This window comes from Lactobacillus apis (assembly GCF_003150935.1).
GTDB classification, from domain to species: Bacteria; Bacillota; Bacilli; order Lactobacillales; family Lactobacillaceae; genus Lactobacillus; species Lactobacillus apis.
In genome coordinates, this window is sequence record NZ_CP029476.1 from 1266917 (window position 1) to 1279164 (window position 12248).

Annotated in this window: 24 protein-coding genes; all 24 read right to left on the reverse strand. The window is 38.4% G+C overall.

Translation table 11 applies throughout. The annotated features are described in order from the left end of the window. Positions 1-2: 2 nt before the first annotated feature. Complete coding sequence (locus DKL56_RS06005; RefSeq protein WP_109715755.1) at positions 3-848, reverse strand: energy-coupling factor transporter ATPase; 846 nt, start codon at positions 846-848, stop codon at positions 3-5. Then, positions 824-1675 (reverse strand): energy-coupling factor transporter ATPase, encoded by an 852-nt coding sequence (locus DKL56_RS06010; RefSeq protein WP_109716049.1) that lies wholly within the window; start codon positions 1673-1675, stop codon positions 824-826. The genes DKL56_RS06005 and DKL56_RS06010 overlap by 25 nt, the downstream gene beginning before the upstream one ends. 452 nt (positions 1676-2127) lie before the next feature. After that, on the reverse strand, positions 2128-2511 hold the full coding sequence (rplQ, locus tag DKL56_RS06015) for a 50S ribosomal protein L17 (RefSeq protein WP_046307540.1): 384 nt from the start codon (positions 2509-2511) through the stop codon (positions 2128-2130). Between the two features lie 26 nt (positions 2512-2537). Next, positions 2538-3476, reverse strand: coding sequence for a DNA-directed RNA polymerase subunit alpha (locus tag DKL56_RS06020; protein WP_046307542.1), 939 nt, complete (start codon positions 3474-3476; stop codon positions 2538-2540). A gap of 45 nt (positions 3477-3521) precedes the next feature. After that, the gene (gene rpsK / locus DKL56_RS06025; RefSeq protein WP_046307544.1) at positions 3522-3905 is read right to left on the reverse strand and encodes a 30S ribosomal protein S11; all 384 of its coding nucleotides are present in this window, start codon (positions 3903-3905) and stop codon (positions 3522-3524) included. 24 nt (positions 3906-3929) lie between these two features. Beyond that, positions 3930-4277, reverse strand: a complete 348-nt coding sequence (rpsM, locus tag DKL56_RS06030; protein WP_046307546.1) for a 30S ribosomal protein S13 — start codon at positions 4275-4277, stop codon at positions 3930-3932. Positions 4278-4300: 23 nt separating this feature from the next. Continuing rightward, on the reverse strand, positions 4301-4417 hold the full coding sequence (gene rpmJ, locus DKL56_RS06035; RefSeq protein WP_046307548.1) for a 50S ribosomal protein L36: 117 nt from the start codon (positions 4415-4417) through the stop codon (positions 4301-4303). Between the two features lie 14 nt (positions 4418-4431). Continuing rightward, positions 4432-4653, reverse strand: coding sequence for a translation initiation factor IF-1 (gene infA, locus DKL56_RS06040; RefSeq protein WP_046307550.1), 222 nt, complete (start codon positions 4651-4653; stop codon positions 4432-4434). Between the two features lie 71 nt (positions 4654-4724). After that, positions 4725-5375: an adenylate kinase gene (locus tag DKL56_RS06045; protein ID WP_074425749.1), complete on the reverse strand. Its 651-nt coding sequence runs from the start codon at positions 5373-5375 to the stop codon at positions 4725-4727. A 10-nt stretch (positions 5376-5385) separates the two neighbouring features. Next, complete coding sequence (gene secY, locus DKL56_RS06050) at positions 5386-6681, reverse strand: preprotein translocase subunit SecY (RefSeq protein ID WP_046307552.1); 1296 nt, start codon at positions 6679-6681, stop codon at positions 5386-5388. Further along, a complete protein-coding gene (gene rplO, locus DKL56_RS06055; RefSeq protein WP_046307553.1) occupies positions 6681-7121 on the reverse strand; it encodes a 50S ribosomal protein L15 in 441 nt (146 codons plus the stop codon). Before rplO ends, secY begins: the two co-directional genes overlap by 1 nt. Before the next feature lie 23 nt (positions 7122-7144). Beyond that, positions 7145-7330, reverse strand: coding sequence for a 50S ribosomal protein L30 (gene rpmD, locus DKL56_RS06060; RefSeq protein ID WP_046307554.1), 186 nt, complete (start codon positions 7328-7330; stop codon positions 7145-7147). A gap of 13 nt (positions 7331-7343) precedes the next feature. Continuing rightward, positions 7344-7850 (reverse strand): 30S ribosomal protein S5, encoded by a 507-nt coding sequence (gene rpsE / locus DKL56_RS06065; protein WP_046307555.1) that lies wholly within the window; start codon positions 7848-7850, stop codon positions 7344-7346. Between the two features lie 16 nt (positions 7851-7866). Continuing rightward, on the reverse strand, positions 7867-8226 hold the full coding sequence (rplR, locus tag DKL56_RS06070; protein WP_074425750.1) for a 50S ribosomal protein L18: 360 nt from the start codon (positions 8224-8226) through the stop codon (positions 7867-7869). 24 nt (positions 8227-8250) lie between these two features. Then, on the reverse strand, positions 8251-8781 hold the full coding sequence (rplF, locus tag DKL56_RS06075) for a 50S ribosomal protein L6 (protein ID WP_046307557.1): 531 nt from the start codon (positions 8779-8781) through the stop codon (positions 8251-8253). Positions 8782-8805: 24 nt separating this feature from the next. Continuing rightward, a complete protein-coding gene (gene rpsH / locus DKL56_RS06080; RefSeq protein ID WP_046307559.1) occupies positions 8806-9204 on the reverse strand; it encodes a 30S ribosomal protein S8 in 399 nt (132 codons plus the stop codon). Positions 9205-9226: 22 nt separating this feature from the next. Then, complete coding sequence (locus tag DKL56_RS06085) at positions 9227-9412, reverse strand: type Z 30S ribosomal protein S14 (protein ID WP_046307561.1); 186 nt, start codon at positions 9410-9412, stop codon at positions 9227-9229. Positions 9413-9424: 12 nt separating this feature from the next. After that, positions 9425-9967, reverse strand: coding sequence for a 50S ribosomal protein L5 (rplE, locus tag DKL56_RS06090; protein ID WP_046307563.1), 543 nt, complete (start codon positions 9965-9967; stop codon positions 9425-9427). Positions 9968-9981: 14 nt separating this feature from the next. Continuing rightward, entirely contained in the window at positions 9982-10233 is a 252-nt protein-coding gene (rplX, locus tag DKL56_RS06095; protein ID WP_046307564.1) for a 50S ribosomal protein L24, read from the reverse strand. Positions 10234-10250: 17 nt separating this feature from the next. Next, positions 10251-10619: a 50S ribosomal protein L14 gene (rplN, locus tag DKL56_RS06100; protein WP_034980437.1), complete on the reverse strand. Its 369-nt coding sequence runs from the start codon at positions 10617-10619 to the stop codon at positions 10251-10253. Between the two features lie 32 nt (positions 10620-10651). Next, a complete protein-coding gene (gene rpsQ, locus DKL56_RS06105; protein WP_046307565.1) occupies positions 10652-10918 on the reverse strand; it encodes a 30S ribosomal protein S17 in 267 nt (88 codons plus the stop codon). An 18-nt stretch (positions 10919-10936) separates the two neighbouring features. After that, positions 10937-11134, reverse strand: a complete 198-nt coding sequence (gene rpmC / locus DKL56_RS06110) for a 50S ribosomal protein L29 (protein ID WP_046307567.1) — start codon at positions 11132-11134, stop codon at positions 10937-10939. Further along, positions 11124-11564: a 50S ribosomal protein L16 gene (gene rplP / locus DKL56_RS06115; RefSeq protein WP_046307568.1), complete on the reverse strand. Its 441-nt coding sequence runs from the start codon at positions 11562-11564 to the stop codon at positions 11124-11126. The genes rpmC and rplP overlap by 11 nt, the downstream gene beginning before the upstream one ends. After that, entirely contained in the window at positions 11564-12235 is a 672-nt protein-coding gene (rpsC, locus tag DKL56_RS06120) for a 30S ribosomal protein S3 (protein WP_109715756.1), read from the reverse strand. The genes rplP and rpsC overlap by 1 nt, the downstream gene beginning before the upstream one ends. Positions 12236-12248 lie beyond the last annotated feature (13 nt).

The window sequence follows — 12248 nt, forward strand, 5'->3', positions numbered from 1 at the left end:
ACTCACCCCTTTAAATTCTTTTCTATTTCTTTTACCAAATCGTGTTTTGTTAACGGTGGCTTAGCAAAAGTGAAATTTTCCAACTGTGCAGCAAAAAGTGAAGCCTTGGGTTCTTCTAAATGATGTTCTTCAAGCCACGCACGGTTTTTAAATACTTGGTCAGGGCAATCATGCATCAATAGCTTACCATGCTCCAAGACAAGAACGTCGTCAGCATAATTAGCTACATCATCCATATTATGTGTAACCAAAATAATAGTATGACCAGCTTTTTGATATTCAGAAAACAAATTCATCATCTGCTTACGTGCACGTGGATCAAGACCAGCTGCAGGTTCATCAAGGCATAAAATATCTGGTTCATAGGCCATTACACCTGCAATTGCCACACGACGCATCTGTCCGCCGGAAAGTTCAAAGGGAGAGCGTTCACCAATTTCATCAGGTAAACCAACCTTATTTAGCCACGAACGTGCACTTTCTTTAGCTTCCTCTTCACTAAAACCAAAATTTTTTGGTCCAAATGCTATATCATCAAGTACAGTATTTTCAAATAACTGTGACTCTGGAAATTGGAATACTAAACCAACATGTTTACGAAGTTGTTTTAGGTTCTTGTTGGAAGTTTCAGGCGTTATCGTTGTACCTGCAATTTCAATTTGTCCTTCGGTAGGCTTAAGCAACGCATTAAAATGTTGCATCAGCGTGGATTTACCGCTTCCAGTATGTCCTACAATAGCTGTAAAAGAGCCATCTTTTAATTCAAAGCTAATATCATCAAGCCCTTTTTTCTCAAGTGGCGAGCCTGCTGAATATGTATACCCTACTTTTTCGAATTTAATTGACATAAGTACTTGATCAACTCTTTTTCTGAATTAACTTGTTCTGGTATTGGAAATTCATCCTCGAGTAATGCCTGTTTTACTTGCATATAAAAAGGAATATCTAAACCAATTTCTTTTAATAATTTGGCTTGCGCGAACACATTCTTAGGGGTGCCTTGCGTAATTAAATGACCATCATCCATAACAATTACATTATCTGCCAAGCTTGCTTCATCGATATCATGTGTAATTGCAATAACAGTTAAATTGTAATCTTCCTGCAACTGATGAACTGTCTTCAAAATCCGATCCCTGCCTTCAGGGTCAAGCATTGAAGTTGCCTCATCCAAAATAATTACTTTTGGCCTAATCGCAATAATACCGGCAATCGCTACCCTCTGCTTTTGACCACCTGATAAGTTAGCTGGCTCAGTATATGTATAATCCGTCATTCCCACAGCTTTAATTGCTTCAGGAACAATCTTTACCATTTCACACCGTAGTACTCCTCGATTTTCCAATCCAAAGGCTACATCATCAGCCACTGTTGCCCCTACAAATTGATTATCAGGATTCTGAAAAACCACTCCAACTTTATTTCTAATGTCCCATACAGAGTCATCGGTTAGTTTTGTTCCATCAACTTCTATAAATGAATCTTCATTTTCATCTGGAACTAATAAGCCGTTGATTAAACGAACAATTGTCGACTTACCACTTCCGTTATGACCAATAATTGATGTCCAAGCCCCTCTTGGAATCTCAAAGCTAAGTTGATCAATAGCAGGCGAATCAGACTCAGGATACGTGAAACTGATATTTTTGATTTTTATAATATTATCTGTTGTCATGATTTCACCTTTCTCATAGTATGATTTAATTGTACCAAAAAATAACCAAAATTCTTCGATGATCATGCTTTCTTACACTTTTTTATTTTTCTCAGTAAGACTATTAATCACACATTTCGTTAGATGATTATCAATTCAGCTGCTTCATACCGCATAATATCATTGGTTAAATTGGTTACTCTGTCTTTAAGAGCTAAATTTTCTATTTCTGTATCTATTATAATAACTTACGGTTGAGGTGAAAACTAGACATTCAAAAGGATGATTTTAAAAATAAAAATCCTGCTAATAGTTTAAATAAACTGACTCAGCAGGATAAAAAGAACAAAAAAAATCACCCATGAGGAGGGATAATTTACTTATCTAAGCTAGACTAAACTTTCGTCATCATCTTAACGCTTATTCTCACTCTCATGGGTAATTCTTAATAGCTATTAAGTTGGTTATCTAAATTAAACTAATTCTAGAATAACCATTGGAGCTGCATCGCCTCTACGAGGTTTAGCCAGCTTCATAATTCTGGTGTAACCACCATTACGGTCTTTATAACGAGGTGCAATATCACTGAAAAGCTTTTGCAATGCTGATTTTACAACAACTGCATCGTTTTCTTCTTGAATATCAGCAACTTCATTACGTACGTAACGAGCAGCTCTTCTTCTTGCAGCTAAGTCACCACGCTTGCCTAAAGTAATCATCTTTTCGGCAGTTTTGCGAACTTCCTTAGCACGTGTTTCAGTAGTAACAATACGTTCGTTCATGATCAATTGAGTAGTCATTTCTCTAAGCATTGCTTTTCTTTGTGCACTATCGCGACCTAATTTACGGTATGCCATCAGTTTACCTCCTTTTATTTGTTAGGTTAATCTTCTTGACGAAGTGAAAGTCCCAAATCAGTTAATTTGTTTTTAACTTCTTCTAATGACTTGCGACCCAAATTACGTACACGCATCATATCTGCTTCTGTCTTATCAGTCAGTTCTTGCAGAGTATTAATGCCAGCACGCTTCAGGCAGTTGTATGAACGAACAGATAAATCAAGCTCTTCAATTGTCATTTCAAGCTTCTTCTCTGCAGTGTCGTCCTCTTTTTCAACCATCACGTCATTGAATTGGGTATTTGCATCAGCAGTTTCAAACACTTTAAAGTGTGCTACCAAAATTTTAGCAGCAAAACTAAGGGCGTCATTAGGTTTGATTGAACCATCAGTCCAAATCTCTAAAGTGAGCTTGTCAAAATCATCTCTTTTACCAACTCGAGTTGATTCAACTTGATAATTAACTTTTTCAATTGGTGAAAAGAGAGAATCAACTGGAATAACACCAATTGGCATATCTTCACTCTTATTTTCACTTGCTGCAACGTAACCACGGCCATTTTTAACTGCAATTTGCATGTGTAAGTGTCCACCTTCAGCAATAGTACAAATATATTGCTCTGGGTTAAGAACCTGCACATCTGAATCAACTTTTAAGTCATCTGCAGTAACAGTAGCCGGACCTTCAACGTCTACTTCAATTGTCTTTTGCTCATCAGAAAATGATTTCAATTGAAGCTTCTTTAGGTTCAAGATTATTTTAGCAACGTCTTCTCTAACACCTGGAACGGTTGAGAATTCGTGTAAAACATCATCAATTTGAACATAAACAAGTCCAGTACCTGGAATAGATGTAAGTAAAACTCTACGTAATGAGTTACCTAGAGTAGTACCGAAGCCTCGTTCTAGTGGTTCAATGACAAATTTACCATAAGACTTCTCTTGGTCCACAACGGTAATATTTGGTTTTTCAAATTCAATCATTACTAGGCCCCTTTCAAAACGCAACGTCCTTCATTAAGAACAAAATTAAACACGACGACGTTTTGGTGGTCTAGAACCATTGTGGGGAACTGGTGTAACATCACGAATTGCAGTGATTTCTAACCCAGTAGCTTGAAGTGATCTGATAGCAGATTCACGTCCAGCGCCAGGACCTTTAACGGAAACTTCTACATGTTTCATTCCTTGGTCCATTGCACTCTTAGCTGCAGCTTCTGCTGCCATTTGAGCAGCAAATGGTGTAGATTTACGGCTACCTTTAAAGCCCAATGCACCAGCTGAAGACCAAGCAATTGCATTGCCTTGAGCGTCAGTAATCATGACTAAAGTATTATTAAACGTAGAGTGAATGTGAGCAACGCCTTTTTCAACGTGCTTCTTTACACGACGTTTACGTGCTGTTTTAGGCATCAATAAACCTCCTTATAATTTTATTTATCTCTTCTTACTGCCCTTACGTGTACGGGCATTATTCTTGGTATTTTGTCCACGAACTGGAAGTCCACGGCGGTGACGCATACCACGGTAAGAACCAATATCAATTAACCGTTTGATATTCATGCTGACTTCTCTACGTAAGTCACCTTCAACACGGTATTTATCAACTTCTGCGCGAAGCTTCTCTTGGTCATCTGGAGTCAAATCTTTTGAACGTATGTCTTCAGAAACACCAGCATCCGCACAAATTTTCTGAGCTGTTGGTTCACCAATACCGTAAATATATGTTAATGCAACAACGATTCTTTTATCTCTTGGTAAGTCAACACCAGCAATACGTGCCATAAATTGCACCTCCTATTTTGTTTTTAACCTTGACGCTGCTTGTGCTTTGGGTTTGCAGGGCAAATAACCATTACACGACCATGTCTTTTAATAATCTTACAATGTTCACACATTGGTTTAACAGATGGTCTAACCTTCATGTTTCCCTCCGTTATTATTTTATATACCGATAAGTAATTCTACCTTTTGTTAAGTCGTAAGGAGAAAGTTCAACAGTAACACGATCTCCAGGTAAAATACGAATATAGTGCATTCTGATTTTACCAGAAACATGTGCTAAAATTTCAGCTCCATTTTCCAATTCAACTTTAAACATAGCATTAGGTAAAGTATCAATAACTTTACCCTTTACTTCAATGACATCATCTTTTGCCAAAGTGGTTCCTCCGCATTTAAACAGTCATACTTTGAAATTATAACACGGAAAAGTAAATATACAAATTATTACTATTTACTTAAAACCGCATCAACACTTTCAAAGACTTTTTCTGGAGTTTGCTCACCGTCAACGACGCTGAGAATTCCATTCTTTTGGTAATAGTCTTTTAAAGGTGTATTCATCTTTTCGTTAACTTGTAAACGATTCTTTACTACTTCTGGCTTGTCATCTTCACGTTGGTAAAATTCGTGGCTACCACAACGATCACATGTACCCTCAACTTTAGGCATCTTTGTAATCTTATTATATGTTGCACCACATTTTTTACACATGAAGCGTGCTGACAAACGATTTACTAAAGTATCTTCTTTAACTTCAAGTGAGATAACATTAGTCAAAGGCTTATTTAGCTTTTTAGTGATTTCTTCTAAAAGTTCTGCTTGAACTATAGTTCTTGGAAAACCATCTAGAATGTAACCTTCCTTAATATCAGGTTGGCCCAAACGTTCTTCAACTAATCTAGCTGTAACCTCATCCGGTACCAAATCACCTTTGTCAATATAACTCTTAGCTTCAAGACCAACCTTGGTCTCATTAGCCATTGCTTCTCTAAACATATCCCCAGTTGAAATATGAGTTAGATGATACTTATCAACAATTTGCTCTGATACTGTTCCTTTACCAGCACCTGGCAAACCTAAAAGAAATAAATTAATCATTTATTCGTTCCTATCTGATGAATCCTACATATTCTCTCTTCATTAACAAGCCGTTAATTTGACGAGATAACTCCAAGACAACCCCAATTACGATCAATAAACTAGTTCCACCTAGTCCGATTGAACTTGGTAAGCCCCACAAATTAGTTGCAAGTTGTGGTAGCAATGCTACCAAACCTAAAAATACTGAACCAACAGTTGATAATCTAATCAATACTTTTGATACGTATTTTTGAGTATCCTTGCCTGGCCATACACTAGGAATGTATGCACCTTGTTTTTGCAAGTTCTTAGCAAGCTTCTCAGGATTAACCTGAACAAAAGCATAAAAGAAAGTAAACAGTACAATCAACACTGTGTAAATTACTACACCAGGCGTAGTTTGCAGACTAAAGATTGTAGTCATTACCTTGTACCATTGTTGATCGCCTTGGGTTCTTTGAAAGGCCATTAAAATTGTCGCTGGTGTTACGATAAACGAACTAGCGAAAATTACTGGAATAACACCTGAAACATTAACTTTTAATGGTAAGAAACTTTCTGAGCCACTGGTAGTTGCTCGTCTAGTGTATTGGATTGGAATTCGGCGATCTGCCTGTTCAACCCAAGTAACAATTTGAGTTACGATGAGTATTGCAATGATAATCGCAATGAAGAACACAATTCCTTGCCAACGGTCACTCGCACTATTGTTAATAACTTCATCTTTATAAAGCTGCCATAGGCCGCGCGGAAGTCGAGCAATAATACCAGCAAAAATGATAACTGAAACTCCGTTTCCTAAACCTTTATCAGTGATTTCATCACCTAACCAGGTTAGTAACATTGTTCCGGCAGTCATCACAATTGCAATCTCAACATAGGATTGCCAAGTCTGTGATTTGACTAATCCCATCTCAGTCAAAGCGTTGAAACCAAGCGTGATTCCGATACTCTGAATGAAGGCAACAACCAATGCAAGCCATCTTGTCACATTGTTTGTCTTACGACGACCTACTTCACCTTGCTTTCCCCATTCTACTAATGTAGGAACTATATCCATTTGCAATAATTGAATAACAATTTGCGCAGTAATATACGGGGAAACACCCAGTGAAAAGATTGAATAGTTATCTAGTCCACCACCGGACACAGTGTCCAGCATTGGGACCAAACCAGTTTGTGCAACTTGAGTAATCGCTTTTGCATTGACACCTGGAACAGTAATGTTAGCTCCAATGCGATAAAGCAAAAGAATAAAGAGGGTAAAATAAATCTTATTTCTAATTTCTTTATCCTTAAAGGCGTTCTTCAAAGTCGAAAACATTAGATCACCTCAACAGATCCGCCTGCAGCTTCAACTGCTTTCTTGGCAGCGGCGGAAACTTTGTTAACCTTTACGTTTAACTTAACTTTCAACTCACCATTGGCAAGTAATTTAACGCCTGATAATTCTTTCTTTACCAAACCGTTTTCTTTAAGACTTGCGATAGTTACTTCGTCATTATCTTTAAACTTGTTTAAGTCGTCTAAATTAATAATTGCATATTCTTTACGGTTAACATTCTTAAAACCACGCTTAGGCATAGTTCTGAATAATGGCATTTGTCCACCTTCAAAACCTAAACGAGTGTGTCCACCTTGACGGGCTAATTGTCCCTTTTGTCCACGGCCTGAAGTCTTACCGTAACCACTTGAAGTACCACGTCCAACACGTTTTCTAGTATTGCGTGAACCCTCAGCAGCATGTAATTCATGAAGCTTCATTAATTCGGCACCTCCTCAATAATTTATTTGTTGATCTCTTCAACTGAGATCAAATGTGCAATTTTCATCAATGCACCACGAGTAGCAGCGTTGTCTGGTAGAGTAGCTGTACTATTGATTCTACCTAAGCCCAAAGCTTTAACAATTTTTTGTTGATTAGGTAGACGGTGCGCAGCACTTCTAATTAAAGTAACTTTTAATTCAGTCATTTATATTGTCTCCCTAATCTAAATCTGCGTGACGAAGCTTTTCAACATCTTCACTAGTTCTAAGCTTCTTCAAACCATCAATAGTTGCACGAACAACATTAATTGGAGTGTTTGAACCGAGTGACTTAGAAGTAACATCTGCGATACCAGCCATATCCATAACGATACGAACGGCACCACCGGCAGCAACTCCGGAACCAGCTGGGGCAGGTTTAATTAAAATACTACCTGAACCATAGTGTCCAATTACCTCATGAGGAATAGTAGTACCAACCTTAGGAACAGTAATCATGTTCTTTTTACCAGCTTCAACGGCCTTACGGATTGCTTCTGGAACTTCTTGAGCTTTACCAGTACCAAAGCCTACACGACCTTTTTTGTCGCCAACGATTACCAAGGCAGCAAATCTCATTCGTTGACCACCCTTGACAACCTTGGTGACACGATTAATTGCTACTAACTGATCTTCGATGTCGTCTTTATTTCTGCGATTATTACGAGAATCGTTGCGGTTTGCCATGTATTTATCTCCTTCCCTAGAAATCTAATCCGTTTTCACGAGCGGCATCTGCCAAAGCTGAAATACGGCCGTGGTATAAGTAACCACTTCTATCGAACACAACATTTGAAATGTTTTTAGCTTTTGCTGCTTCGGCGATTGCCTTACCAACAGCTTGAGCCTGTTCTACTTTAGCTGAATCCTTTGCAACAGAATCATCTAAAGATGAGGCACTTGCTAGCGTTACACCCGCTACGTCATCAATTAATTGAGCGTAGATGTTTTTATTTGAACGAAAAACGCTTAAGCGTGGGCGCTCAGCAGTACCAGAAATTTTGCCACGAATACGTTTGTGACGCTTTAAGCGTAACTTGTTTTTATCTGGTTTTGAAATCACAATTTCACCTCAAAAATTTATTTACTATTTACCTGTCTTACCTTCCTTACGACGTACGTATTCGTCAGTGTAACGAATACCTTTACCCTTGTAAGGCTCTGGTGGACGTACATCGCGAATTTCAGCAGCAAATTGTCCAACATTTTGCTTTGAAATTCCTTCTACTTCAATTTCAGTTGCTGAAGTAGCTTTTACGGAAACACCTTCTGGTGCAGTCATTTCTACTGGGTGTGAGTAACCAACGTTTAAAGTTAACTTGTTGCCTTGTGCAGTTGCACGGTAACCAACACCGATTAACTTCAAAGTCTTCTTATAACCATTAACTACACCTTCAACCATTGAAGCTAAGTTAGCTCTTTCAGTACCATGAAGTGCCTTATCACTTTCACTTGAACGTGAAAAGTTGATCTTGCCATCTTCTTGCTTGAAAGTAATCTTTGGATCAAAGTATCTAGTTAATTCACCCTTAGGTCCCTTAACGGTGATGTTGTCACCATCTTTGGTAACTGTGACACTATCTGGGACTTCAATTGTTTTTAAACCGATACGGCTCATTGATTGTTCTCCTTTCTGTCAAAATTACCAAACGTAAGCAACAACTTCGCCACCAACGTCTTTTTGTCTAGCTTCTTTATCGGTAATTACACCGGCAGAAGTTGAAACGATGGCGATACCTAAACCGTTAAGAACTTTAGGTAAGTTTTCAGCACTTACATAGTTTCTAAGACCTGGCTTAGAAATACGCTTTAAGCCTGAAATGACACGTTCTCCGTCTGGACCATATTTCAAGAAAATCTTAATCATGCCTTGCTTGTTGTCATCAGTAACTTCGTAATCACGGATGAAGCCTTCGCGTTTCAAAATTTCTGAAATAGATTTTTTAATGTTTGATGCAGGAATTTCAACTGAACTATGCTTTGCCATGTTGGCATTTCTAATTCTAGTCAAGTAATCTGCGATCGGATCTGTCATGACCATTTATGCTATCCTCCTAACCGTATTACCAACTAGCCTTTTTAAGACCTGGGATTTGACCTTTGTGTGCTAAATCCTTCAAGCAAATACGGCATAAACCAAATTTACGATATACGGAGTGTGGACGACCACATCTCTCGCAACGAGTGTATTCACGTGAAGAAAACTTAGCAGGACGATGATTTCTAATTTTTTGTGATGTTTTAGCCATTAGTGTCCTCCATTATTTTGCAAACGGCATACCAAATTGACTTAAAAGCTCACGAGCTTCTTCATCAGTGTTGGCAGTAGTAACGATAACAACATCTAAACCTCTTGTACGATTAACTTTATCAAAGTCAATTTCAGGGAAGATAAGTTGTTCCTTAATACCTAAAGTGTAGTTACCACGACCATCGAATGAACGGCTTGAAACACCGCGGAAGTCACGAACACGAGGAAGTGAAACACTAATTAACTTGTACAAGAAGTCATACATTCTATCTCCTCTAAGGGTAACCTTAGCACCGATAGACATACCTTCACGTAAACGGAAGTTAGCGATTGACTTCTTAGCCTTAGTTACTAAAGGCTTTTGACCTGAGATTAAAGCTAATTCTTCGACAGCTTCATCCAAGTTCTTTGCATTAGTAACAGCGTCACCAACACCCATGTTCAAAACGATCTTTTCGATTTTAGGTACTTGCATAACTGAGCTGTATTCAAACTTTTCTTGCAATGCAGGAACAATTTTTTCTTTATATTCTTCTGCTAAATAATTTGCCATTTGTGTCCTCCTTCCTATTTCTTAGTTTCTTCTTTTTTGCTTTCAGACTTAGCAATAACCTTAACGTTTGATGCGTGGATTGAACCTTCAGATTCAACTACACCACCATTAGCATTGGTTTGAGAAGGTTTTTGGTGTTTCTTAATTGTATTAACGCCTTTAACAACCACACGGTTTTTCTTAACGTTAACAGAAAGAACAGTACCTTCTTTGCCTTTGTCTTTTCCGGCAATAACTTTTACTTTGTCACCAGTTTTAACAAACATCAGTGCACCTCACTTAATTATAAGACTTCAGGAGCAAGAGAGACGATTTTCATAAAGTCGTGCTCACGCAACTCACGTGCAACAGGCCCAAAGATACGAGTACCGCGTGGGCTCTTATCTGCATTAATTACAACGCCGGCATTTTCATCAAATTTGATGTATGAACCATCTTCACGGCGTGCGCCTGATTTTGTTCTAACAATGACAGCTTTGACAACGTCACCTTTTTTGACAACGCCACCTGGTGTTGCTTGTTTAACAGTTGCTACTACGATATCACCAATGTTACCGGTCTTACGTCTTGATCCACCTAAGACTCTAATAACTAATAGTTCTCTGGCACCAGAGTTATCAGCAACCTTCAAACGGGATTCATTTTGAATCACTATTTAATCCTCCCCTCACTAAATCCGCAAAACTATACAGATTTCTTGACAATTTTTACTAAACGGAAGCGCTTTGTACGAGATAATGGACGGGTTTCCATGATACGAACAGTATCGCCAACTTTAGCTTCATTTTTTTCGTCTTGTGCGTAGTACTTCTTGGAGTACTTGATACGCTTCTTGTAAACAGGGTGATTCTTGTAAGTATCAACAACAACTGTGATAGTCTTGTCATTCTTATCTGAAACTACTCGACCTTGATATACGTGACGACGATTTCTTTCGATTGTTTCGCTCAAGTTAATAACTCCCTTCCACTAATCTTTCTTCAATGCATCTTCACTTAGAATTGTTTTAATTCTAGCGATGTTTTTACGGACTTTGCGTAGACGAGCGGTATTTTCTAATTGACCCGTTGCTTGTTGGAAACGCAAGTTGAAGAGTTCTTCTTTATATTGCTTTTCCTTGTCCAACATCTGATCAGTGGTTAGTGCTCTGATATCCTTAGCCTTCATTAGAATTGCCACCTACTTCCGAACTTCTTTTCACAAACTTACATTTAATTGGCAATTTTGTTGAAGCAAGTCTTAAAGCTTCACGAGCAACTTCTTCACTAACTCCGCCAATTTCAAACATAATCTTTTCTCTCTTAACTACAGCTACCCAACCAGCTGGTGCACCTTTACCGGAACCCATCCGGACACCAACACCTTTGGCAGTGTATGACTTTTGAGGGAAAATTCTAATCCAAACTTTACCACCACGCTTCATGTAACGAGTCATCGCAACACGGGCAGCTTCGATTTGTTGATTAGTAATCCAGTGAGATTCAAGAGCTTGTAAACCGTATTCGCCGAAAGCGATGGTCTTACCACCCTTAGCAGCACCACGCATCTTTCCACGGAATTCACGACGGTGCTTTACTCTTTTAGGTACTAGAGGCATTATTTGTTTCCTCCCTTCACAGCTTTTGCAGGATTTTTACTCTTTGAAGGTAAAACTTCTCCGCGGTTGATCCATACTTGAACACCAATTTCACCGTATGTAGTGAAGGCATTTACCCAAGCGTAATCAATGTCAGCTCTTAAAGTTTGTAATGGAACACGACCTTCAGTGTGCCATTCTCTTCTTGCCATGTCGGCACCATTTAAACGACCAGAAGTTTGAACTCTGATTCCTTTAGCACCAGCACGCATAGATCTTTGAGTTGCTTGACGCATAGCACGTCTGAAAGCAACACGAGCTTCAAGTTGAGCTGCAATACTGTCAGCAACTAACTTAGCATCAAGATCTGGCTTCTTAATTTCAACAATATTAACGTGAACTTGCTTCTTAGTTAATGCATTTAATTGTTTTCTTAAAGCTTCAACTTCAGAACCACCTTTACCAATTACCATACCAGGTTTTGAGGTATTAATTGATACGTTGATTCTATTTGCTGCACGTTCAATTTCAATAGTAGAAACAGAGGCATCCTTTAATTTCTTTGAAATGAAGTTTCTAATCTTCAAGTCTTCATTTAAGGTTTCTTTAAATCCTCTGTCAGCATACCATTTAGATTCCCAGTCACGAATTACGCCGAGACGAAAACCATTTGGGTTAATTTTCTGACCCATTAATATACCTCCC

Bases quoted from the DNA above. Each gene is read 5' to 3' on its own strand.
- DKL56_RS06005 (WP_109715755.1), bottom strand. From the start codon at position 848: ATGTCAATTAAATTCGAAAAAGTAGGGTATACATATTCAGCAGGCTCG.
- rplF (WP_046307557.1), bottom strand. From the start codon at position 8,781: ATGAGCCGTATCGGTTTAAAAACAATTGAAGTCCCAGATAGTGTCACA.
- rplQ (WP_046307540.1), bottom strand. From the start codon at position 2,511: ATGGCATACCGTAAATTAGGTCGCGATAGTGCACAAAGAAAAGCAATG.
- rpmJ (WP_046307548.1), bottom strand. From the start codon at position 4,417: ATGAAGGTTAGACCATCTGTTAAACCAATGTGTGAACATTGTAAGATT.
- rpsC (WP_109715756.1), bottom strand. From the start codon at position 12,235: ATGGGTCAGAAAATTAACCCAAATGGTTTTCGTCTCGGCGTAATTCGT.
- rpsH (WP_046307559.1), bottom strand. From the start codon at position 9,204: ATGGTCATGACAGATCCGATCGCAGATTACTTGACTAGAATTAGAAAT.
- DKL56_RS06010 (WP_109716049.1), bottom strand. From the start codon at position 1,675: ATGACAACAGATAATATTATAAAAATCAAAAATATCAGTTTCACGTAT.
- DKL56_RS06085 (WP_046307561.1), bottom strand. From the start codon at position 9,412: ATGGCTAAAACATCACAAAAAATTAGAAATCATCGTCCTGCTAAGTTT.
- secY (WP_046307552.1), bottom strand. From the start codon at position 6,681: ATGTTTTCGACTTTGAAGAACGCCTTTAAGGATAAAGAAATTAGAAAT.
- rpsK (WP_046307544.1), bottom strand. From the start codon at position 3,905: ATGCCTAAAACAGCACGTAAACGTCGTGTAAAGAAGCACGTTGAAAAA.
- rpmD (WP_046307554.1), bottom strand. From the start codon at position 7,330: ATGACTGAATTAAAAGTTACTTTAATTAGAAGTGCTGCGCACCGTCTA.
- DKL56_RS06020 (WP_046307542.1), bottom strand. From the start codon at position 3,476: ATGATTGAATTTGAAAAACCAAATATTACCGTTGTGGACCAAGAGAAG.
- DKL56_RS06045 (WP_074425749.1), bottom strand. From the start codon at position 5,375: ATGATTAATTTATTTCTTTTAGGTTTGCCAGGTGCTGGTAAAGGAACA.
- rpmC (WP_046307567.1), bottom strand. From the start codon at position 11,134: ATGAAGGCTAAGGATATCAGAGCACTAACCACTGATCAGATGTTGGAC.
- rplX (WP_046307564.1), bottom strand. From the start codon at position 10,233: ATGTTTGTTAAAACTGGTGACAAAGTAAAAGTTATTGCCGGAAAAGAC.
- rplP (WP_046307568.1), bottom strand. From the start codon at position 11,564: ATGCCTCTAGTACCTAAAAGAGTAAAGCACCGTCGTGAATTCCGTGGA.
- rplO (WP_046307553.1), bottom strand. From the start codon at position 7,121: ATGAAGCTTCATGAATTACATGCTGCTGAGGGTTCACGCAATACTAGA.
- rplE (WP_046307563.1), bottom strand. From the start codon at position 9,967: ATGGCAAATTATTTAGCAGAAGAATATAAAGAAAAAATTGTTCCTGCA.
- rpsM (WP_046307546.1), bottom strand. From the start codon at position 4,277: ATGGCACGTATTGCTGGTGTTGACTTACCAAGAGATAAAAGAATCGTT.
- rpsE (WP_046307555.1), bottom strand. From the start codon at position 7,850: ATGGCAAACCGCAACGATTCTCGTAATAATCGCAGAAATAAAGACGAC.